The organism is Hydrogenophaga sp. L99 (assembly GCF_058731905.1).
In genome coordinates this window covers 3880596-3900317 of sequence record NZ_CM178972.1, presented here as the reverse complement: position 1 = coordinate 3900317, position 19722 = coordinate 3880596, and the positions used below count along the sequence as shown (strand labels likewise).

The window sequence follows — 19722 nt, the reverse complement described above, 5'->3', positions numbered from 1 at the left end:
ATTTATCGCTGACCGGCCAGACCCAACACCTCGAAATGCTTTGCCAGCACAGCCCCCTCTTCAAAGGGCCGCACTGCCTCAGCAAGAAGCTCCCTGGGAATGGGATGATCAAGCGCCCTCTCAATCCCTGCTGCCATGGCAACCGGGTCACGCATGGGGACCAGGTAGCCGTACTTTTCATCCTGCAGCACCTCACGCGGCCCTGTCGGGCAGTCAGTGGAAACGGGCGTACAGCCGCACATCATGGCCTCGACCAGTACATTCGGTAGCCCCTCTACATGGGAGGACAAGACAAAAACATCAGCCCGCGCGAAATACTTCAGCGGATTCTCAACATACCCCAGCAGCCCAACGACGTCGGACAAACCCAGTTCATCGATCAAAGCCTGCAGTTCGGCTCTTAGCGGCCCATCACCCAGAATCATCAGACGCGCCTGCCTGCTCTGTGTCAGCACTTTCATGGCACGGATCAGATCAGAAAATCCCTTCCAAGTTGCCAACCTGCCGGCGGCAACAAGCAACGGAATGTCTTTATCGCTAAGCCACTCGTGCTCCACCGATTCATGCATTCGCTTGCGGGAATGAATATCGTTCACGATGTTGTACACAGCGACGTGGGGCGGCGAATCGAACACGTTCCGATACTGTTCGACCATGTCCTTCGACACACAGGTCAGCGCATCAGCCCGCCACATGACCGTGCGCATGAGTTGCTTCAAGATCCATCTCTTTGAGAAAAGGACTTTCGAGTAGGTATCGTAAGGTGTGACCCGTGACGAACCACTGATTTTGGCGCGCGAACCTGATGCAATGGCTGCGAGCAGAACGACCGCATTCAAGTGATCTTCTGCTGAGAAGACCACATCCGGCTTCATCAAACGCAAGTAGCGCCACAGTGGCAGCAACATTCCCCGGACGTTTGGCTGATTGAACACATGTACATTGACACCGTCGGTAGGCGGCAACTTGTACTGGGCATCGACTCGACCTATCAGCAGGTCAACGTCATGACCCATGTTGGCCAATGCCCGCGCGAACCGAAGTTGGGCCAACGGGACACCAGCAATCGCAAAAAGTGGAGTGACGACGCAAATTTTCATGTCAACAATTGGCCGCTTACCAGGCCCGCATATTCACCGGCCTCTACACGACTTCTGTGGAGAAAAAGAAAATTGTTGAGATAGCCGCCTCGTCCTTCGTCGAAGTGCTTCATCGATTGATGGCGATCAACATCAAACTCCGCTAATGGCGACAGCCTGCCCTCCGTCATGAAAAAACCATGGTACCCGTAGGCGAAGATTTGATCGAAAACTTCGGTGATCGGCCTGTCGTTGTGACGTTGTTCGATTTCAATCAGTAACGCCGGACGCGAGGATGCCAACGTTACTGCAGCGCCCTTGATCACACTCTGCTCATGTCCTTCAACATCGATCTTGATCAGCTTCACATCCTCAAACATGTAGCTATCGAGCGTCTGCAACTGCACCAATTCATCTCGCCCATGAGCGAAACTCGTGTTTTCAATTGAAGCTGAGGCGTCATGCTCTACCCCCGTTTCGTCAATCGGGATATGTAGATTTGCAGAGCCTGAGGCACTTGAAAGTGCAACGGAATGAAGATGCACAGTTGGCTTGCCTACGGCCCATGCAGCGAGCACTCGAAAGCACATCGGGTTAGGCTCAAACACTTCAACTCTAGTCCCCAGCCTCCAGAAGTGGTAGGCGTAGATACCCCGATTACCCCCGACGTCAACCACTCGGCCTTGTTGGCCAACAAGCGCCCCAAGGAACTTCATCTCCGGCTCAAGTGCGCCATTAAGCCACCCGTACCAATATTTCGCAGGCACCTGGAAGCTCTTCGGCAACAGATCCCTGACTTGCGTCTTCAAACCACTAAGCACTGTGGATACCTTTGTAAAAACATTCATCCCTGGAATTCCATAATGGCTGCAAGACGCGACCGCGCCGCCGAAAAGGAATACTTTTCCTCGTAGATTGCACGCAGCGCGGGATCGAAGGAAAGCAAAACCTCTTCTTCTGTGTGATTGACTGCTGCAACGAAGTCGTCAGCCGAACTGCACACCCAGCCAGCCCTATCAGCAATGTCCTCATAGCCAGAAAACGCTTCTGGCGTTCCGATGATCTTCTTGCCGTACATAAGCGCCTCGGCCACTTTGGTCTTCATTCCTGAGCCATCAAAGATCGGAGCGATCACGAAGTGCGCGTCCCGATACCAGTCGGACAGGTGATCCACGGCCCCGACGACCTCGACCTTGCCCGCTCGTTCCAGTTCATGCCGCAGAGCCTCGAATCCGCGTCCTACGATGCAAATTTTTGTATTGATGCGGGGCACCACATGTTTGACAAACCACGAAATGCCTGCACGGTTGGCGTAAAAGGTTCCACCCACAAACAAGGCAAATTTTTCTTGAGGACGCTTTGGACTCAAAGCAAAACCAACTGACATTTTGTCCTCAAGTGCCATTGATGAAACATGTGTTGCCGAACGGCCATAAACAGTTCGAAGTAATCGACTGTCGCGCTCACTCAAACAAATGATCTTATCGCTGCACCTAACTGATTTGCGCTCTGCTAGGTAGTTCACAATTAGCACAGCCAACGCGTGAGCAGATTTATTTTGTTTGAGCGAACCCAAGAAAAATCGAGCCTCTACATTATGGAAAAAGGTAGTGGCCATTAAAGCGGGAAATTGGCGCTTGGCGGCTTTGACGAATGCTCCCAGATTGGAACCATCCACAAAAACTTTGCCCACATTCGCCATCTCAATGAGCCGGAGACCTTTGGCAATAGAGCTTTCATTCAATCCATCAACATGTCCGCTGAATCCACCGACAACCAATTTAAACCCTTGCAATTGCGATCGCGGCAACTCCATAACCACCAGATGGTCACCAAATATTTCCTTGAGAGTATCATGATTCAACTTGCAGAGCAGTTCCCGGCCGCCAGCGGGATTTGCCTGCAATTCATTGGTCACCAGCAAGACGCCAGGCCGAGCCGATTCCACGGCAGATTTGTCGGACACAGTGCTACCCATATTCAATCGAAAATAGTTACCATATCTTTTAACAACTGCACCTCATCGCCCCAAATCTCGCAAAAAACTTCTCAATCCATTGAAATATCGATAATCACCTCGCGATAGCATGCGGAAACTTATGAATTTCTGTCGAATCCAGGAGCTATTCGCAAGCGCCTCTCGGATACGCAATGCTTCTATCTCTTGATGGAGATGATTCAAACTTTTCTCTGCGATGTCACGAAACTGGCTGCATTGCCCGACGGCCAGCTTTTCGAGTCGAGCTTGGCTGGCCTTGTTGATGAGTATTCGATCTTGGTAACTGGTGGCTGCTTTTGTCTGCCACTCACTCATCCACAAATCCCACCTATTGATCTTCTCAACCGAACTACCAATCCAACCCGAGGTGTTTGATCCATGCCTCACGATCAGTTGAAGCTCCTTGTCGATCACACACCGGGCATTCAGAAGTCCAGCGATGTTGTGCAACCAAACATCATGACCCTTCAAGCCGTCGGGGACGGGAAGTGCCAATGCAAGCAGTTCCTTGCGTACCGCAGTTAACGCCCCGGTCACGATAGAGTCTGGCGAGCCGTAAGCAGCCGCAACCTGCTTGAGTTTGGTGGCGCCGTGCGATATCAATCGATCATCCACTAGCTTGCCATCGTGAACAACGAGAAGTTTTTCGGGATGCTCAAAAAACGTCTGCGTTACAAACTCGATTTTGTCTGGAAACCACGAGTCATCTTGATCTGACAGGAAAATCACATCTCCTGTGCATTTTGTCATAGCCTTTTCAAAGTTCTTCGTGAATCCCAGGTTAACGTCGTTTCGGTAAATTCGAACCTCAAACGGTGCCTCTTTTTGGAAACGCTGCAAAACACTGAGTGTGTCGTCGGAAGAACGGTCATCGCAAATGACCACCTCATCGGGCAAGGCTGTTTGCGACAAGAAGCTATCAAGTTGTCTTTGCAGGTGTTGGGCACCGTTGTAGGTAGCAACCGCGATGGAAATCCGCATAGTCACACTCCTCCATCGCTTTGCAGTGTGGAGAATTTTCCTGTCAATGGGGGATTGGTCACGCTTCTTTTTCTTGCCCAGACAGTCATGCGCCCTGTCTGACCCAACCCACCCAATATCCACGCGAAGGGGAACGTGAGATAAAACCACATGCCACCCCGCATGGCGAGTTCATAAAGCCAACGCCCCAATCCGAGCCAACCTTTGCTGTTTGCCACGTAAGATGCACTTGCTATCAAATTGATAATTGATCGCTGGTGATGAACTTTTTGAAGTTGCCACCCCCCCGCCTCAAGAACTGTCGCCAGAGACTCTGGTGTGAAATGATGAAGGTGTGTCGGCAACTGTAGGGCATACCATTTATCCTTGAATATTTGAAATTCAAGCGATTTCGCATTCGGCACCGATAATGCCAGCCAAGCACCCGGACTGGCCCAGTCATGCAGTTTTTCAAGACACCCGATTGGATCGTGTAAATGCTCCAGAACCATCCAGCCAACAATCAAATCAAATGAATGCTCAGGTGCTGGGGCGCTTTCCAGCGAACCGGCATGCACCTTGTAGCCCAGCTGGCTTGCAGCTCGTGCAGCCTTCTCCGAAAATTCGATGCCTTCAACCTTCCAGCCCTTGTTTGCCATTTGGTGCAAAAAGGCACCTGAGGCACAGCCAATTTCCAGCATCCTGCCCGGAGCAAGGCTAGGCAATTCTTGCGACCGGGTGTTGAATGTTCTGTTAATCAGTGGCTTGAGCATTTTCTTGACACGCGAATGAGGTTTGACCTCCTGAATCTGAGTGCCAAGATAGGGTCCGTAATCATCAGGATAATAAAAAGAAATCGTGGCCGCAGATGGCCGTGGATTGGTTCGCATCAGTTTGCAGGCCGTACATTGAACCACCTTATATTCACCAGGTAGATCGTGCAATCGGTCATGGCCAACGAGCACAACCTCATCGCTAGCCTGACAACCCAGCGGGCAAGATGCATCCTCCAAATCAACCGATTTTTTCTTTTCGACAAGTAAGCGCCCTTCCTGCAACCCATCACCAATCTTCACTTCTTTCTCCCTTTGACTCATGCATTCACTTCAGTTTTCGGAAAATTCCACTTGGAAAACTCAATCCACTCAATGCAAATTTCCTTAAATAAATGGGGGTTTCGCGCCAAGCCCAAATCAACATCACCGCAAGGTAACCGACTATTATAACGATCCACATTGAACTACTTGGCTCGGCCTTCGCATCAATCAAAATCGCCGTCCCCACCAAGATGGATGGCATTAGCAACATGCGAAGTGAAAAATTGATTATTCCAGCAAGACTCGCCAGCAGCACAAAATCCAAAATAACCCGAAGGGAAAATGCTACTGCAGCCCCTATCAACCCGAATGAGCTCAACCCAATATACAAAAAACCGAAATACGGCAGCAATTCACTCAAGTGGCATTTGGCAACAAGGTCAGGACGCCCGCGGGCTTGTAATTGCGCATAAGGAATTTTTGCAAAGCTGTTGACCCAGAACCCCACCAAGATGATTTGCCCGACGATTGACGCTTCCCGCGCGAACTCTGGTGAGATCCACCACGCCAAGAAGGGGGCAATAAACAATATGCCAACGACCACCAGAGGAGTCATGACGACCACCAGCGTTCGCAAGGCCTCTAGAGCAAGGCGATGCTCCTCTTGGCGCGTGGTCGCTGCGAACCGTGGGAAAAGCGCTGATGACAGCGCGCCCGAAATGAGGGTGCTGCGCTCGGCCAGCTGAAAAGGCACGGTGTAGTAGGTGACAGCCTTGGCGCCAGTGATGGCGCCAATGATGAAACGGTCAAGCACGACCATCATCGGACCAACGAATGAGGTCACCGTGACCCAACCACCGAACCGGAGCAGTTGGCCGGCCTGCGCACGCGCTATTTGAGCAGGGTGGCCCTGAAAGATGTGGCGCCGGCAGCGCTCAAACATCATGAGCAACGTGCACAAACGGGCGAAGAGTGCAGCGGGCAAAAGCACGCCCAGATCAGCCCCCCAGAACAGGGCAGTCGCCAGTGGCAGTAGCTGAAAAAGTACGGTGCCGGAAACCGAGATCAGGTTCAACTCAAGGAATCGCTCTCTACCTTCTAGTGCACCCCCAAGCACGCCGGACAGGGTGGCGATGGGCACGGCAAGGATCAGCCAAGGCACAGCAGCTTGCACCTCGGGACGGAGAGCGTCTTCCACCTTGAACACGTGGCCGAAGAAATAGGCTGCGAACGGCCAGATCAGCAAGCCACCCACCACTCCGAGCCCGACGTTCAGCGCGAGCGCCGTCCAGAAGGTTTGGGCGCGTTCGGCGGCTGTACCGTCGCGCAGCGCCGCAATGCGCTGCGCCGTAGCACGCCCAAGACCCAGGTCGAATAGCCCGAAGTAGCCCAACAGCAGCCAGGCGATGGCCAGCACGCCGTAGCGCGCGTCTCCGATCAGGCCCAGATAGATGGGGATGGTGACGAGCGAAACGGCCACCGGAATGGCCGACCCGAGCAGGTTGTAAACGGTGTTGCGGCGAACGCTCATGCAGGGCGATCAATAGCGTGCTGGGCAGCAGGCAGGCACCAGACGGCGGAGCAGCCGTCTTTGCATAAGTGGCAATGCACTTTGCCTGCCCCACAGACCAAGGCATGACCTTGGCCGCGCCGTCTGCCAGCCGGTGCGTGGGCGCGTGGCCGGGCGGTGCGCCCATACAGCAACGAGTTGATGCGCTCTTGCAGCTGGCGAACGCTCCAACGTTCTACGCGACAGATTTCGAGATAGAAGTCGCGTTTGAGCGGGTCTTCGATCTGGATCACCAACCGCAAATGCGACCAGCTCAATTGTGAACACAGCGTGTGCAGAATCCCGGCGTCCGGGAACACCTCGGCAACGCGCACGCAGTAGTGAAGCTGGCGCTCGCTCCACCCCTTGCCGAAATCGGCCGTGAGTTGCCGCGCCAGCTCGGCCACCACCTGCTGGCCGTAGGTGCCCCCGCTGCCCCTGCAGCAGCTCGGCGCTGATGCGGCGGCCAATATGCCAGTACAGCTGGGTGAGTTCGGCATTGACGGCGCTGCCCACCCGCTGGCGGGCCGCGTCAATGAGCTGGCGCACTTCGGCCAGCAGGGGGTTGGGCAGCCCTGCGGGTGGGGTGCCTGCACCCGCCCCGCTGGTGCTGCTAGCTGACGGCTGAGGGGCGCGGTTAGTGGGTTCCATGGGGCTCTGCGTGGGAAGGCTTCAAGAAGTTCATGGTTGCAACCCAGTCTTGCGGTATTTCTGTTGGCTGCTTTTGGGTTTGTCCGGCAGGGTCATTTCAATGACTCCCGCTGCAAGGGCTGGCTTGAGATAGGCGTTGGTGAAGTGATTGCGGTCTTTCAGCTCCAGCGCAGCCATCAGTTCCTGGCGTGCCATGTCCCCTTCAATGACCGCCAGCAACTGCTCAACTTGCGGGGTGACTTGCGGGGTAACTTGCTGGGTAGCCTTTTTTGAGGTAGGTCTCCATGGCGCGGTCAAAGGCCAGCTCGGGGTCGTCAGTTTCTTCAATGCGCTCGTAACCGACGCGGGCCAGCCACTGCTTGAAGGGCTCCGCCTTGGGGGATGGGATGGACTGGATCAGGCGCAGCAGTTGCTCGGTGTCGGCTACGTCGGTGAGGTAGTTTTTACCGTCCGCCGACTTCATTTTCAGTTGACTACAGTTTGTAGCCAACTCGCTGCCTTCTTTTTTGAGCCGGTTCTTGAGCACGCTCCAGTAGGTGCGGGGGTTGGGGCTGTCGGTGAGCACCGCGACCACATCCACGATGCTGAAGAACCAGGCTTCTTTCTCGTGGTCCCACAGGGAGCGGACTTCCCTGGTTTCAAACAGCTTGATGGTGCTCATGGGGGCGTCGATATCAATCAGTGTCTTGAGGTGCCACCAGGGCCATTCTCTCCGCACGGTGGAGAGCATTGGCCCGACTGGGAAGTATCGTTGAAATGGATGGGCCGTCTGACACCAGCACCGTGCCGCCCTGCGCGTTGGCAAAGGCCACCAGGGATTCGATGCTGGCTTTGTCAAACGAGGCTTTGAATTCCAGCGTTTGCGATTCGCCAGCGGCGATGCGGTTCGGAAGGTCGGCGGGCGTCATGGGCGAAATGCGTTAAGCGTTTGGATTGCTTCGGGCTTTTTCGAGATGGCTGTGCGCTCGGCCAGCAGGAGGTTGGGCGCCGCGTCCACAGGGGCAGTGCTCGCCCGGGGCATGCGATTGTCGTTCATGTTTGTGACGATCCATGGGTTGGGCCGTCTGACAGCAGCCAGTCTGCGGCGCGGTGCAGGTGCACACCGGCGGGCCGTGGCAGGCCGGGCGACAGGTCCAGCGCAATCAGGTGCAGGCTGGCGTGTGGTGATGCGGTGGCGGCGTCTTGCAGCGCGCGCACTTCGCGTGCCAGGGTGGCGGGGTCGTCCAGTTCGGCGCAGACCTGGATCAGGGCTTCGTCCCCGGCGGGGCTTCGGGCGGAAAAGTCCACCTCAAAACCGGCCGCCGTTCGCACGTAGGCCGTCTCATGGCCACGGCGCTGCAGCTCGTGCCACACCACGGTCTCGAGCGCATGCCCGGTGTTGGCCTTGCCCGAGCGGTCAAAAACCGCCATCAGGCCGGTGTCCACCGGGTAGACCTTGCGGGGGTTGACCTGGCGGCGGCGCACCGAATCGCTGGCGACGGCGGCGCTGGACAGGAGAAAGGCGTCTTCCAGGTGGGCCAGCAGGCTGTGCAGGGTGTCTTTGCTGACCGCCACGCCGCGTGACTTGAGGTCGCCGTGGAACTTGTTGATGCTGAAGGCCCCCGCTGCGTTGCCCAGCAGTTGCTGCACCATCCAGCGCAGCACCTGCGGCTGGCTGAGGTTGTGGCGCTCGATCACATCGCGCAGCAGCACCACGTCCACGTAGCCGCGCAGCAGTTCGGTGCGGTTGCGGCTGTCCAGGCCTTGTGCCTCCGGGAAGCCACCGCAGGCGAGGTAGTCGGTGAGGGCGCGGCCCAGCAGGGAGCGTTCGGCCTTGGTCAGCCGGTCCGCTGGCGTGGCGGGTTCATGGCCCGCGTGGCGCAGGGCTTCGCGGAAGCTGTACGGCGTGACCACCGCCTCCATGGCCCGACCGCGCATGCTGGTGGCCACTTCGCGCGAGAGCATGCGGGCGGAGGAGCCAGAAATCACGAGTTCGATGTTCTCGCTGTCGAGGATGCGCCGGGCAAACAGCTCCCAGCCGGGCACGAGCTGGATTTCGTCCAGAAAAAAGCAGGCGCGGCGGGCGTCGCGCCAGCCGGGATGCAGGCTGTAGAAGGCTTCCACCAGCAGGTCGAGGTCGGCCAGTTGCATGCCGGCCAGGCGCTCGTCTTCAAAACTGAAGTAGAGCAAGCCGTCACGCGCCATGCCGGCGGCGTGGCGGTCGGCCAGCATCTGCCACAGCAGGCTGGTCTTGCCGGAGCGTCGAATGCCGATGACGGCGGTGGCCTTGCCTTTGACCGCCGGCAGCCAGACATCGCGACGCGTCAAGGCGGGCAGCGGTGCCGCTTGCGAGTCGATGATTTTCTGACGGATGACGGTTCTGAATTGACTTTCCACAGTGGCCTATTTTGTCTTTAATTGTCTTTTTAATAAAGACAAATTGGCGTGACGTTTGCGGCAAAGGCGCCGCGATACGCGATGCTCTGGCTGTAAACGGGCCCAACGGACGGATACCGCTATGTCTGACAGGTCAGCGGTGCTGGCGCCTTCGAGGCCTTGCGCCAGGCTGGGGGGAAATGCAAACGACGCGCCATTGGCCAGTTCGATCACCACCACTTTCTTGCGCGCGTCGTAACGCGCCGCAGTGGCCCGAGGCTGCGCGCGCCACTTCGCCCCGCTTGGCCTGCGCGATGGATTCGCGCACATCGGCGGCAAAGGCCTTCATTTCTTCGTCCACTTTGGCTTCAGGCATGGCTGACATTCTTCGCGGATTTCATGGCTGTTGCCCCACATACCAGGGCATGGCCTCAGCCACGCCGTCGGCCAGGCGGTGGGTGGGCGCATAGCCGAGCAGGCGCCGGGCTTTGCTGATGTCGGCCTGGCTGTGGCGCACGTCGCCGGCGCGGAAATCGCGGTACACGGGTTGCACGGCGGGGCTGACACCGTGGGCGGCGAGGTGGTCGCGCAACAGGCCAAACAGGGTGTTGAGGGTGGTGCGGTCGCCGACGGCGACGTTGTAGATTTGGTTGAGGGGGGATTCGGGGAGGCCCTCACCCCTGCCCTCTCCCGCAAGCGGGAGAGGGGGTAAAACCCCTGCGGTGGCGGCGAGCAGGTTGGCTTGCACGGCGTTGGCCACGTAGCAGAAGTCGCGGCTGGTTTCGCCGTCGCCGTTGATGTAGACGGTGTCGCCCTGCAGCAGGGCGGCGGTCCATTTGGGCACCACGGCGGCGTAGGCGCCGTTGGGGTCTTGCCGGGGGCCAAAGACGTTGAAGTAGCGCAGGCCAATGGTTTGAAAGCCGTAGCAGCGGGCAAACACGTCGGCGTAAAGCTCGTTGACGTATTTGGTGACGGCGTAGGGGCTGAGGGGTTTGCCGATGACGGCTTCGACCTTGGGCAGGCCGGGGTGGTCGCCATAGGTGGAGCTGCTGGCGGCGTAGGTGAAGCTCTGCACCTTGGCGTCGCGCGCGGCCACCAGCATGTTCAGAAAGCCGGTGATGTTGGCAGCGTTGGTGGTGATGGGGTCTTCGATGCTGCGGGGCACGCTGCCCAGGGCAGCCTGGTGGAGGACATGGTCGACGGGGAAGCTGCTGGGCGGGTTCGGGGAGCCCCCACCCCCGCCCTCCCCCAGAGGGGGAGGGAGTGAAGCGGGAGCGGGATCGGCCCAGACCATGGCGCGCTCGCAGTCGGCCAGGGTGCGGATGTCGCCTTCAATGAAGCTGAAGCGCGCCCACTGCTCGGGCGTGACGAGGGTTTGCACTTCGGCCAGGTTGCGGCGGTGGCCGGTGGCGAAGTTGTCGAGCCCGACCACGCGCTGGCCGAGCTTGAGCAGGGTTTCGAGCAGGTTGGAGCCGATGAAGCCGGCCACGCCGGTGACGAGCCAGGTGCGGGGCTGGGCTTGCAGGCGGGTTTGCAGGGCGGTGTAGGCGGTCATGGGGTTCAGTGTTGGGTTTCGGTGTGTGCGAGGCAGAGATCAGCGGCCACAGCCGCGAGGCGCTTGTCGCGCGTCCAGAACGGCACGCCCGCCAGGCGGGCTGCAGCCAGCAGATGGACGTCCACATAACCGATGCCGCGCCCCATCAAGGCATGGGCGTCGATGAAGAACAGCACTTCCTGATCGGTCGCCACCGCCAGGGGGGGGAGCGCCTGTAGCAGCCCCAGCACCTCGGCGCGAGCGCGCAGGTTGCCACAGGCCAGTTCGCCCACCACGAACGGATGGATGCCCACCCGCCCTTGCTGCAGCGCAGCGGCGAGCCCCGCGTCGCCCTGACGCAGGTGGTCGATCCAGACCGAGGTGTCCACAAGGATCATGCGGTGGCGTCCTTGCGGCGGGGAATCGGCTCCAGCTGGGTTTCGGTGCCACCGAGCCGTGCCAGGCGATGCGCACTCTCGCGCTGGATGAGCGCGAGCAAGGCCTCGCGGATCAGCTGGCTGCGCTCGGTCAGGCCGCTGATGTGCTGCGCCTGGGCCAGCAGTTCGTCGTCAAGGGTGAGGGTGGTGCGCATGGGGATTCCTTTTTGCCATCGAGATGTGCATCAATTTTTGCATCGTTTGATGACCAATTTTATGCCTTGAACGCGAACTGGCTGGCACGCTCGGGCAGAAAGTCCTCGGGCGCCGGTGTGCCATCGAGGAAGAAGCTGTCCCAGGTCTGGCCTAGGGGCGCAATGATGCGTTCGCAGCCGCGTGCACGCACGTCCACGCGCTTCACGCTGTCGGGCAGGCGCAACTCTGCCGGCAGGCGAATGAACTGGCCGCGCTTGTCGGTGAAAACGGTGGCCGAGGCTTCCTTGAGGATCATTCGGTGGCGTCCCTGCGGCGGGGAATCGGCTCCAGCTGGGTTTCGGTGCCACCGAGCGGGTGAGTGAGACCGCCGGTTTCTCCACGCAGCTCAGGCAGTGGCTCGGTCAGGCCAGCTCCGGCAAAGCGCGCTGCGATGCGCGAGCCCAGCCCGGCGCGCGGATGCCGCGGCTCGTTGACGGTCTGAGGCAGGATCTGGCGCCCTTCTTCTTTCGTGCTCACAGGGCCCACTCCTCCACCGCCAGCCCCGGCACACGGTGAAATTCCCGGGCGTTGTTGGTGATGACGACGCTGTCTTCGGCCAGGGCGTGGGCGGCAATCAGCAAGTCCATGGCGCCCACGGGCGTGCCGGCGCGCTCCAGGGCGGCGCGCATCTGGGCGTAGTGGTGCGTGGCCTCCAGCGGCCAGGGCCGCACGTCAAACCCGGCCAGCCAGGCTTCGACCGCGGCACTGAACCGGGGCGCCGCGAGCTTGAAGGCGCCAAAGCGCAGTTCGGCGGCCACGATGGCCGACAGCCACAACTGGCCTGGCTCCAGCGTGGCAAAGCGCTCGATCATGCTGGCCGGGTGGCGGCGCAGGATGTAGCTGCAGATGTTGGTGTCGAGCGTGCGGCGCATGGGGAGCGGTCAGGTCCAGTCGCGTTCTTGCGGCGGGTTGTCGGTGCGGTCGGCCAGAAAGTCGGCGGGCAAGGCGTCGGTGCTGGCGTAGAACTGCGCCAGCCATTGACCCATGTGGGTGCTGGGGCTGGTTTGCGGCTGCAGCCAGAGGGCGTCGCCGATTTGCTCGATGCGCACCTCCTGGGCTTGCAGGCGCAGTTTGGCGGGCAGGCGTATGGCCTGGCTGCGCCCGCTCATGAAGAGTTTGGCGGTCACGGTCATGCGGGACTCCATATGTAATATGACATTGGCATATTACACCTTGTTCGGCTTGCAGGCTGGCTGGACATGCAGACTTACAGCCGCAGGTCGCTCTCGCTCGCCGTCAGCACGTATTTCAGATCGAACAGCACATGCTCGGGCTTGCCCAGGGCGCGGATGTCGGCGGCGCTCATGGCTTTGAACTGCTGGTGCGCCACGGCGATGACGATGGCGTCGTAGGTGCCGGGCTGGGGCTGGGCCACGGGGGTGATGCCGTATTCGTGCTGAGCCTCGGCGGGGCTGACCCAGGGGTCGAACACGTCGGCCTGCACGTCGTAGTCGGCCAGCTCGCGCACGATGTCCACCACCCGGGTGTTGCGCAGGTCGGGGCAGTTTTCCTTGAAGGCCAGGCCCATCACCAGCACGCGCGCGCCCTGCACATGGATGCGGCGCTGGGTCATGGCCTTCACCAGCTGGGTGACGACGTAGCCGCCCATGCTGTCGTTCAGGCGGCGCCCAGCCAGGATGATTTCGGGGTGGTAGCCGATGGCTTCGGCCTTGTGGGTGAGGTAGTACGGGTCCACGCCGATGCAGTGGCCGCCCACCAGGCCGGGGCGAAACGGCAAAAAGTTCCACTTGGTGCCGGCGGCCTGCAGCACGGCTTCGGTGTCGATGCCCATGCGGTTGAAGATCAGCGCCAGCTCGTTGATGAGGGCGATGTTGACGTCGCGCTGGGTATTTTCGATCACCTTGGCGGCCTCGGCCACGCGGATGCTGCTGGCCTTGTGGGTGCCGGCGGTGATGATTTCGGCGTAGAGCGCGTCCACCACGTCGGCCACTTCGGGCGTGGAGCCGCTGGTGACTTTGCGGATGCTGGGCAGGCGGTGCGCCTTGTCGCCGGGGTTGATGCGCTCGGGGCTGTAGCCGGCGAAAAAGTCGACGTTGAATTTCAGGCCCGAGACGCGTTCGAGCACGGGCACGCAGTCTTCTTCGGTGGCGCCGGGGTAGACGGTGGATTCGTAAATGACGATGTCGCCCTTTTTCAGCACGCGGCCCACGGTTTCGCTGGCCTTGATGAGGGGCGTGAGGTCGGGGCGCTTGTGCTCGTCGATCGGCGTGGGCACGGTGACGATGAAGCGGGTGCAGCCGCGCAGGGCTTCGATGTCGGTGGTGAAGCTGAGGTGGCCCGCGGCCTGCAGCTCGGCGGGCTCGGTTTCCAGCGTGTGGTCTCGTCCGGCCTGCAGATCGGCGATGCGGCGGGCGTTGATGTCGAAGCCGACCACGGGGCGCAGCTTGCCAAATTCAACCGCCAGCGGCAGGCCAACATAGCCCAGGCCGATGACGGCGATGGTGTGGGGGTGCTGGTTCATTTTTGAGTTTTCCCTGGGTTCTGGTTCATGGTGTTTTTTTGGTGCGGCGGCAGGGCGGCGGGGCCCGTTCGGCCTGCAGCGACTCGATCTCGGTGCGCAGCGTTTTTTAAGCTGGCCATGGCGATGGGCATGAGGCTTGGCCGGGGGCGGTGGACAACACCGCCGGGCGGGCGGTGAAAGGCGGTGAAAATACGGAGCGCTGCGCTGGCGCCGTCGGGTGGCCTTGCCGCAGGCGGACCAGGCGGCCAAGCCGGTGTCTGGCAAGTCGGCTTGGATTCTATCGCTCGGCATGGGGCAAACCGCCCGGGGACCCGGGGCCTGCTCTGGCTCTTTTGGGTCTCCTTTTCCGGGCCCTCATCGGCACCCGTTAGGAACCGGTCTCTGTGACGCATGCATTTCCGTTCGGGCTGAGCCTGTCGAAGCCCTGAATTCCGATCATCCTGAGCTTGTCGAAGGGCAAGCTCAGGGCGAACGGGCCTCTTGGCATACGGTTCAAACTTCACGGTCCCCGATCTATCAACAACAGCCACCGCCTTTCACCATGAACCTGCGTTTGATCCTGAGCTTTGCCCGGCCCTGGCGCGGCACGCTGGCGCTGTGTTCGCTGCTGATGCTGACTGAGACCGGCGCGGCGCTGGCGGTGCCGTGGCTGGCGGGGCAGTTTGCCGCGGGCCTGCTGGCGGGCGCGCCGGGCGCGGTGCAGGCGGGCGGCGCGCTGCTGCTGGGCCTGCTGGCGCTGTTTGCGCTGCAGGCGGCGCTGAAGTTTGCCAACAGCTGGCTGCTGGGCCGCACGGCCGAGGCGATATTGGCGGACCTGCGCACCCGGCTGTACGACCACCTGCAGGCGCTGCCGCTGGCGTATTTTCAGCAACGCAAGCGCGGCGAAATTCTGGCGCTGCTGACGAACGATGTGGAGCGGCTGGCGGGTTACATCAGCGGCACGCTGCTGAGCGTGTTGCCGCTGTTGTTCACGGTGGGCGGCGCGGTGCTGCTGATGGCGCGGCTGGACGCGCGGCTGACGCTGCTGGTGGTGGGCATGATTCCGCTGTTTTACCTGCTGCTCAAGGTGCTGGGCCGGCGCCTGCGGCCGCTCTCCAGCGCGCTGCAGCAGGCGCAGGCCGAGGCGGTGTCGATCGCCGAAGAAAACCTGGGCATGCTGCCGGCCATCAAGACCTTCACGCGCGAGCCGCTGGAGTCGGCCCGCTACCGCCGGCAGATTGGCCGCACGGTGCAGCTGGGCAACCAGGAACGGCTGATTTACGCCGCGCTGGGCCCGAGCGTGCAGTTTCTGGCGGCGGCCGGCATGGTGCTGGTGCTGTGGCTGCTGGGCAGCGCATCTGAGGCGCGCACGCCGGCCGAGATGGTGAGTTTTCTGCTGTACGCCGCGCTGCTGACGCGCCCGGTGGGTTCGCTGGCCGACGTGTACGGCCAGACGCGCCAGGCGCGCGGCGCGCTGGAGCGCCTGGGCGAGGTGCTGCGCGAGCCGCCCGAGCCGCCACCCGGCACGGGCCACGAGCTGCCCCCGCTGCACGGCGACATTGAGCTGGACGATCTGAGCTTTGCCTACCCCGGGCGCGCACCGGCGCTGCAGGGCGTGAACCTGCGCATCAACGCCGGCGAAACGGTGGCGCTGACCGGCCCGAACGGCGCCGGCAAGAGCACGCTGGCGCACCTGCTGATGCGGCTGATGGAGCCCACGGGCGGACGCGTGCTGGTGGACGGACACGACATTGCCGGTGTGACGCTGGCCAGCCTGCGCCGCCAGATTGGCGTGGTGCCGCAGCATGTGTTGCTGTTCAATGGCTCGGTGTTGGACAACATTGCCTACGGCCTGCCCAGCGCCAGCGCTGAAGCGGTGCAGGCCGCCGCCCGCGCCGCCCAGGCGCACGATTTCATCAGCCGCCTGCCGCAGGGTTACGGGACCATGGTGGGCGACCAGGGCATTCGCCTCTCGGGCGGGCAGCGCCAGCGCATTGCCCTGGCGCGCGCGCTGCTGAAAGACCCGCCCATCCTGGTGCTGGACGAGGCCACGGCCATGTTCGACCCCGAGGGGGAAAAGAGCTTCATCGCCGAATGCCACGAAACGCTGTCGCGCCGCACCGTCATTCTCATCACCCACCGCCCGGCCAGCCTGGCGCTGGCGGATCGGGTGTTGCGGCTGGAGGGTGGCAAGCTGGTGGATGTGGCGCAGAGCCGTGTTGGCTGCGTTTGAGGGCAGTGGCGGGTTTCAACCCGCCAAGGTCAGAGATTCATGTAAAAACCTGCAGAGACAGGCTTAAGCCCTTGTCTATGTTGGATTTTTCGCACCTCTCTTGGGAGCTGTGGAATCCCGGCTTCAGCGCACAGCTTGCATTACAATGTAATTCAAATATCCAACCGGAAAACCGATCATGGCTGCAAACCAACTCGTACAAACGCGCATCGACGGCGCGATCAAGGAAGAAGCGGCAGCCGTCCTGGCTGCGATGGGCCTTACCGTGTCCGACGCGGTGCGGCTACTGCTCACCAAGGTGGCCCAGGACAAGGCGCTGCCCTTTGAGCCGCTGATTCCGAACGCCTCCACCATCAAGGCAATAAAGGAGGCCCGCAAAGGCAAGCTGCCGCGCTTCGCCACAGTGGATGCTCTGATGGCCGATCTGCATGCGGCAGATTGAGCGCACCGGCCAATTCAAGCGCGACTACAAGCGCGAGGTGAAGGGGCAGCACCGCGCAACACTCGACACAGACCTGGTGCCCGTACCGGTCGCGCTGGCTTCCGATCAGTCGCTAGAACCTCGGCACCGTGACCATGCGCTGACCGGAGACTGGAAGGACCACCGGGATTGCCACATCAAGCCGGACTTGGTGCTGATTTACCGCAAACCGGATGCCTAGGTGCTGCAGCTCGTGCGCCTGGGCTCACACAGTGAACTCGGCCTGTGAGTTTGTTCCTGTGCATAACGCCAGCGAAGCACGGCGCCCGCACACGGGTCGATCGGTTGCTGGCGAACGCCAAGGATAATGGCGCGCTGATACGCATGCCATGCCCACCCCGTTGCCCCCCACATCCCTACCCACAGCAGGTCCGTCCGGCCGCCTGGCGCAGTTCCGCGCCCTGAGCCGCGCGCAGCAGCGCACGCTGCTGGCCGCCAACCTGTATTTGCCGCTGTGCTGGATGGGCCTGCGGTTTTGGGGGCTGCCGCGCCTGCAGGCCTGGCTGCAGCGCCGGCCTGTCGCCGCAGCCACGCCGGCGCAAGCCCTGGCCCTGGCCGACATTCAGGCGCTGGGCGAAGCGGTGAACATCGCCGCACGCCACACCCCGTTTCACGCCACCTGCCTCACGCGCTCGCTGCTGCTGGGCTGGCTGCTGCGCCGCCGCGGCGTGGCGAGCGAGCTGCGCATTGGCGTGCGCCTGACCCAGGGCACGCTGGACGCCCACGCCTGGGTGGAGTGCGGCGGCGTGCCGGTGAACGACCGGCCCGACATCGCCACCCAGTTCGCCCCGTTCGGCGACCTGGTGCCTCTGGAGGCCTTTCAACCGTGAGCGGCATCGCCGGCATCATCCATTTCGACGGCCGCCCGGTGGAACCGGGCCAGGTGGAAGCCATGACCGCGGCCATGCACTACCGCGGGCCGGACGGCATAAACCATTGGCGCCGGGGCCACGTGGCGCTGGGCCAGTGCATGCTGCGCACCACGCCCGAGTCGCTGGAAGAAACCCAGCCGCTGACCAACGAAGACCAAAGCCTGGTGCTGGTGATGGACGGCCGGGTGGACAACTGGGAAGAACTGCGCCGCGAGCTGCTGGGCAAGGGCGCGGTGCTGCGCACGCGGGCCGATGCCGAGCTGGTTCTGCGGGCGTATGAGGTGTGGGGCGAGGATTGTCTGCGTCACATTGAGGGCGACTTTGCGCTGGTGATCTGGGACGCGCGAAAGCAAGAGGCGTTTTGTGCGCGGGATCGGGTGGGCAACAAGCCTTTTCACTACCACTGGAGTGGTGACACGCTTGTTTTTTCGTCCGAAGTGCATCCCATACTGGACTTGCCATGGGTTGCCCGGCAATTCAACAAAGGCCTGATGGCCGAGTGCCTGGGGGCCGAGTGGCTTTCCCGAGAAGAGACTTTCTGGCAAGGCGTTTTACGGCTGATTCAAGCCTTCCGCATGACCGTAAGTTCGAGCGGTCCGCGTCTGGATGAATATTGGTCCCCCGATCTCTGGGAAAAACCCCCCTATACGAGAGATGAAGAATTTGTAGAGCACTACCGTGAGTTGTTCACTGACATTGTGCGGAAGATGTCCCGCTCATCGCAGGTGGTGGCGTGTGAGGTCAGTGGTGGGTTGGACTCATCTGCCATCTTTGCCGTGGCAGAGAACATGCGCCGACACCATGGTTTCCCCGCCCCAGGCCTGGAAGGCTACGTTCTGGACTTTCAGGGCTCACCCGATGCCGATGAATTGAACTACGCCAGAGCGGTTGGGCAGCACCACGAACGTGTCATTCATGAGGTGCCGCCAACCCGAAAGTCACTGTCTTGGTACCGTGAAAGCGCAGTGCTTCACAAAGACTTCCCAAGCTATCCCAATGGTGTCATGGGCTTGGGTATCCGCGAGCAGGCCCGCAGTGCAGGCAGTCGCGTCTTGTTGACCGGGGTCGGTGGCGACGAGTGGGTGGGTGGCGTTCGAACCTACTACGCCGAGACGCTAGCAGGGGGTGAGTGGCGCGCGTTCTACGAATGCCTGAAGGCCGATCTGGCCGAAGTTGGTCTGCGGGACAGCATCTGGTGGCTGCTCAGAAATAACTTGGCTCCTGCCCTACCGGAAAGAGTGAAAACCTTGCTGCGCAAGCTTCGTGCGAAAAATCGCCAGGAAGATGCCGCACATGACACCTGGCTCAAGCCTGAACTGAAACACATCCTGCAGGAGCGTCGGCAAACCTACGCCTGGTCAGGACCGCCTTCGTATTCGAGGCTTGGTCAGGTCAGCCAGCTTTCCATGCTGAGCGGCGCCTACGCGGCAATGGCCCGCGAAGGCGAGGAGCGCCTGAGCTCAAGTCTGGGCATTGAGTTGCGCCGCCCATTCTGGGATGCACGCATGGTTCAGTTCGCCTTTTCAACTGCGGATCGGCTGCGGGTGCGCGGGGCTGTTGACAAGACCATGCACCGCCGGGCGATGAAAGACCTGCTGCCACTCAGCGTGCTGGAGCGAAACACGAAAGCAGATTTCATGGTCGCGTTTCGCTGGCACTGGACAGATTTGAGGGAAGCCCTGATGCAACGAAAAGAGGGTTCTGACCGCGTGCAGCGCTGGGTGAATCCAGCGCATGTCCAGCGACTATATGATCAAGGCTTGGACATTGAACACTCCGGATGGCCCGAGTGGCTGCTGTGGACTTTGTTCGCATGTGACGCCATGCTGGAACCGGAAGACTGTAAAAAAGTGTAGTATTCCCACACGTTTGTATGTAA

Annotated in this window: 25 protein-coding genes and 1 pseudogene; 5 read left to right on the top strand and 21 right to left on the bottom strand. The window is 60.8% G+C overall.

All coding sequences use genetic code 11. The annotated features are described in order from the left end of the window. Window positions 1–2 precede the first annotated feature (2 nt). The 21 genes and pseudogenes from AC4QBL_RS18665 to tviB all read right to left on the bottom strand — a co-directional run bounded on the left by AC4QBL_RS18665 (window position 3) and on the right by tviB (window position 14278). A complete protein-coding gene (locus AC4QBL_RS18665) occupies window positions 3–1100 on the bottom strand; it encodes a glycosyltransferase (RefSeq protein WP_472907994.1) in 1098 nt (365 codons plus the stop codon). Beyond that, window positions 1097–1927 (bottom strand): FkbM family methyltransferase, encoded by an 831-nt coding sequence (locus tag AC4QBL_RS18660; RefSeq protein ID WP_472907993.1) that lies wholly within the window; start codon window positions 1925–1927, stop codon window positions 1097–1099. Before AC4QBL_RS18660 ends, AC4QBL_RS18665 begins: the two co-directional genes overlap by 4 nt. Further along, entirely contained in the window at window positions 1924–3045 is a 1122-nt protein-coding gene (locus AC4QBL_RS18655) for a glycosyltransferase family 4 protein (RefSeq protein WP_472907992.1), read from the bottom strand. The genes AC4QBL_RS18660 and AC4QBL_RS18655 overlap by 4 nt, the downstream gene beginning before the upstream one ends. A gap of 54 nt (window positions 3046–3099) precedes the next feature. After that, entirely contained in the window at window positions 3100–4059 is a 960-nt protein-coding gene (locus AC4QBL_RS18650) for a glycosyltransferase (protein ID WP_472907991.1), read from the bottom strand. A 2-nt stretch (window positions 4060–4061) separates the two neighbouring features. After that, window positions 4062–5135 carry a class I SAM-dependent methyltransferase gene (locus tag AC4QBL_RS18645; protein WP_472907990.1) on the bottom strand — a complete coding sequence of 358 codons (1074 nt, stop codon included), beginning with the start codon at window positions 5133–5135 and terminating at the stop codon, window positions 4062–4064. Between the two features lie 4 nt (window positions 5136–5139). After that, on the bottom strand, window positions 5140–6606 hold the full coding sequence (locus tag AC4QBL_RS18640) for a flippase (RefSeq protein ID WP_472907989.1): 1467 nt from the start codon (window positions 6604–6606) through the stop codon (window positions 5140–5142). Next, window positions 6603–7094, bottom strand: a complete 492-nt coding sequence (locus tag AC4QBL_RS18635) for a DUF1016 N-terminal domain-containing protein (RefSeq protein ID WP_492131613.1) — start codon at window positions 7092–7094, stop codon at window positions 6603–6605. The genes AC4QBL_RS18640 and AC4QBL_RS18635 overlap by 4 nt, the downstream gene beginning before the upstream one ends. 16 nt (window positions 7095–7110) lie before the next feature. Further along, window positions 7111–7275: pseudogene (locus tag AC4QBL_RS18630) on the bottom strand (hypothetical protein); the annotation flags it as partial. Window positions 7276–7305: 30 nt separating this feature from the next. Beyond that, window positions 7306–7494, bottom strand: a complete 189-nt coding sequence (locus AC4QBL_RS18625; protein WP_472907987.1) for a Fic family protein — start codon at window positions 7492–7494, stop codon at window positions 7306–7308. 4 nt (window positions 7495–7498) lie between these two features. After that, window positions 7499–7936, bottom strand: a complete 438-nt coding sequence (locus tag AC4QBL_RS18620; protein ID WP_472907986.1) for a BRO-N domain-containing protein — start codon at window positions 7934–7936, stop codon at window positions 7499–7501. 13 nt (window positions 7937–7949) lie between these two features. After that, window positions 7950–8183, bottom strand: coding sequence for an AlbA family DNA-binding domain-containing protein (locus AC4QBL_RS18615; protein ID WP_472907985.1), 234 nt, complete (start codon window positions 8181–8183; stop codon window positions 7950–7952). A gap of 124 nt (window positions 8184–8307) precedes the next feature. Further along, window positions 8308–9582, bottom strand: a complete 1275-nt coding sequence (locus AC4QBL_RS18610; RefSeq protein ID WP_472907984.1) for an ATP-binding protein — start codon at window positions 9580–9582, stop codon at window positions 8308–8310. A 202-nt stretch (window positions 9583–9784) separates the two neighbouring features. Then, the gene (locus AC4QBL_RS18605; protein ID WP_472907983.1) at window positions 9785–10006 is read right to left on the bottom strand and encodes a hypothetical protein; all 222 of its coding nucleotides are present in this window, start codon (window positions 10004–10006) and stop codon (window positions 9785–9787) included. 21 nt (window positions 10007–10027) lie between these two features. Beyond that, window positions 10028–11185: an SDR family oxidoreductase gene (locus AC4QBL_RS18600; RefSeq protein ID WP_472907982.1), complete on the bottom strand. Its 1158-nt coding sequence runs from the start codon at window positions 11183–11185 to the stop codon at window positions 10028–10030. A gap of 5 nt (window positions 11186–11190) precedes the next feature. Beyond that, window positions 11191–11562, bottom strand: a complete 372-nt coding sequence (locus AC4QBL_RS18595) for a type II toxin-antitoxin system VapC family toxin (RefSeq protein ID WP_472907981.1) — start codon at window positions 11560–11562, stop codon at window positions 11191–11193. Then, the gene (locus tag AC4QBL_RS18590; RefSeq protein WP_304839244.1) at window positions 11559–11756 is read right to left on the bottom strand and encodes a type II toxin-antitoxin system VapB family antitoxin; all 198 of its coding nucleotides are present in this window, start codon (window positions 11754–11756) and stop codon (window positions 11559–11561) included. The genes AC4QBL_RS18595 and AC4QBL_RS18590 overlap by 4 nt, the downstream gene beginning before the upstream one ends. Before the next feature lie 59 nt (window positions 11757–11815). Further along, entirely contained in the window at window positions 11816–12052 is a 237-nt protein-coding gene (gene vapB, locus AC4QBL_RS18585; protein ID WP_472907980.1) for a type II toxin-antitoxin system VapB family antitoxin, read from the bottom strand. Beyond that, a complete protein-coding gene (locus AC4QBL_RS18580) occupies window positions 12049–12273 on the bottom strand; it encodes a hypothetical protein (RefSeq protein ID WP_305334447.1) in 225 nt (74 codons plus the stop codon). The genes vapB and AC4QBL_RS18580 overlap by 4 nt, the downstream gene beginning before the upstream one ends. Beyond that, window positions 12270–12668: a type II toxin-antitoxin system VapC family toxin gene (locus AC4QBL_RS18575; RefSeq protein WP_472907979.1), complete on the bottom strand. Its 399-nt coding sequence runs from the start codon at window positions 12666–12668 to the stop codon at window positions 12270–12272. Before AC4QBL_RS18575 ends, AC4QBL_RS18580 begins: the two co-directional genes overlap by 4 nt. 9 nt (window positions 12669–12677) lie before the next feature. Next, window positions 12678–12929: an antitoxin gene (locus AC4QBL_RS18570; RefSeq protein ID WP_304839255.1), complete on the bottom strand. Its 252-nt coding sequence runs from the start codon at window positions 12927–12929 to the stop codon at window positions 12678–12680. Window positions 12930–13003: 74 nt separating this feature from the next. Beyond that, window positions 13004–14278 (bottom strand): Vi polysaccharide biosynthesis UDP-N-acetylglucosamine C-6 dehydrogenase TviB, encoded by a 1275-nt coding sequence (gene tviB / locus AC4QBL_RS18565; RefSeq protein ID WP_472907978.1) that lies wholly within the window; start codon window positions 14276–14278, stop codon window positions 13004–13006. A gap of 541 nt (window positions 14279–14819) precedes the next feature. On the opposite strand from tviB, the gene AC4QBL_RS18560 reads away from it, so the two are divergent. From AC4QBL_RS18560 to asnB, 5 genes are all read left to right on the top strand, one after another. Further along, on the top strand, window positions 14820–16490 hold the full coding sequence (locus tag AC4QBL_RS18560) for an ABC transporter ATP-binding protein (protein ID WP_472907977.1): 1671 nt from the start codon (window positions 14820–14822) through the stop codon (window positions 16488–16490). Between the two features lie 178 nt (window positions 16491–16668). Next, window positions 16669–16932: a type II toxin-antitoxin system RelB/DinJ family antitoxin gene (locus AC4QBL_RS18555; RefSeq protein ID WP_472907976.1), complete on the top strand. Its 264-nt coding sequence runs from the start codon at window positions 16669–16671 to the stop codon at window positions 16930–16932. Beyond that, entirely contained in the window at window positions 16919–17152 is a 234-nt protein-coding gene (locus AC4QBL_RS18550; protein WP_472907975.1) for a type II toxin-antitoxin system YafQ family toxin, read from the top strand. Before AC4QBL_RS18555 ends, AC4QBL_RS18550 begins: the two co-directional genes overlap by 14 nt. 148 nt (window positions 17153–17300) lie before the next feature. Then, the gene (locus tag AC4QBL_RS18545) at window positions 17301–17801 is read left to right on the top strand and encodes a lasso peptide biosynthesis B2 protein (protein ID WP_472907974.1); all 501 of its coding nucleotides are present in this window, start codon (window positions 17301–17303) and stop codon (window positions 17799–17801) included. Further along, a complete protein-coding gene (asnB, locus tag AC4QBL_RS18540) occupies window positions 17798–19699 on the top strand; it encodes an asparagine synthase (glutamine-hydrolyzing) (RefSeq protein WP_472907973.1) in 1902 nt (633 codons plus the stop codon). The genes AC4QBL_RS18545 and asnB overlap by 4 nt, the downstream gene beginning before the upstream one ends. Window positions 19700–19722: the final 23 nt, after the last annotated feature.

Bases quoted from the DNA above. Each gene is read 5' to 3' on its own strand.
- AC4QBL_RS18650 (WP_472907991.1), bottom strand. From the start codon at position 4,059: ATGCGGATTTCCATCGCGGTTGCTACCTACAACGGTGCCCAACACCTG.
- vapB (WP_472907980.1), bottom strand. From the start codon at position 12,052: ATGATCCTCAAGGAAGCCTCGGCCACCGTTTTCACCGACAAGCGCGGC.
- AC4QBL_RS18575 (WP_472907979.1), bottom strand. From the start codon at position 12,668: ATGCGCCGCACGCTCGACACCAACATCTGCAGCTACATCCTGCGCCGC.
- AC4QBL_RS18665 (WP_472907994.1), bottom strand. From the start codon at position 1,100: ATGAAAATTTGCGTCGTCACTCCACTTTTTGCGATTGCTGGTGTCCCG.
- AC4QBL_RS18555 (WP_472907976.1), top strand. From the start codon at position 16,669: ATGGCTGCAAACCAACTCGTACAAACGCGCATCGACGGCGCGATCAAG.
- AC4QBL_RS18620 (WP_472907986.1), bottom strand. From the start codon at position 7,936: ATGAGCACCATCAAGCTGTTTGAAACCAGGGAAGTCCGCTCCCTGTGG.
- tviB (WP_472907978.1), bottom strand. From the start codon at position 14,278: ATGAACCAGCACCCCCACACCATCGCCGTCATCGGCCTGGGCTATGTT.
- AC4QBL_RS18645 (WP_472907990.1), bottom strand. From the start codon at position 5,135: ATGAGTCAAAGGGAGAAAGAAGTGAAGATTGGTGATGGGTTGCAGGAA.
- AC4QBL_RS18545 (WP_472907974.1), top strand. From the start codon at position 17,301: ATGCCCACCCCGTTGCCCCCCACATCCCTACCCACAGCAGGTCCGTCC.
- AC4QBL_RS18560 (WP_472907977.1), top strand. From the start codon at position 14,820: ATGAACCTGCGTTTGATCCTGAGCTTTGCCCGGCCCTGGCGCGGCACG.
- AC4QBL_RS18550 (WP_472907975.1), top strand. From the start codon at position 16,919: ATGCGGCAGATTGAGCGCACCGGCCAATTCAAGCGCGACTACAAGCGC.
- AC4QBL_RS18590 (WP_304839244.1), bottom strand. From the start codon at position 11,756: ATGCGCACCACCCTCACCCTTGACGACGAACTGCTGGCCCAGGCGCAG.
- AC4QBL_RS18615 (WP_472907985.1), bottom strand. From the start codon at position 8,183: ATGACGCCCGCCGACCTTCCGAACCGCATCGCCGCTGGCGAATCGCAA.
- AC4QBL_RS18600 (WP_472907982.1), bottom strand. From the start codon at position 11,185: ATGACCGCCTACACCGCCCTGCAAACCCGCCTGCAAGCCCAGCCCCGC.
- AC4QBL_RS18660 (WP_472907993.1), bottom strand. From the start codon at position 1,927: ATGAATGTTTTTACAAAGGTATCCACAGTGCTTAGTGGTTTGAAGACG.
- AC4QBL_RS18605 (WP_472907983.1), bottom strand. From the start codon at position 10,006: ATGCCTGAAGCCAAAGTGGACGAAGAAATGAAGGCCTTTGCCGCCGAT.
- AC4QBL_RS18570 (WP_304839255.1), bottom strand. From the start codon at position 12,929: ATGACCGTGACCGCCAAACTCTTCATGAGCGGGCGCAGCCAGGCCATA.
- AC4QBL_RS18640 (WP_472907989.1), bottom strand. From the start codon at position 6,606: ATGAGCGTTCGCCGCAACACCGTTTACAACCTGCTCGGGTCGGCCATT.
- AC4QBL_RS18595 (WP_472907981.1), bottom strand. From the start codon at position 11,562: ATGATCCTTGTGGACACCTCGGTCTGGATCGACCACCTGCGTCAGGGC.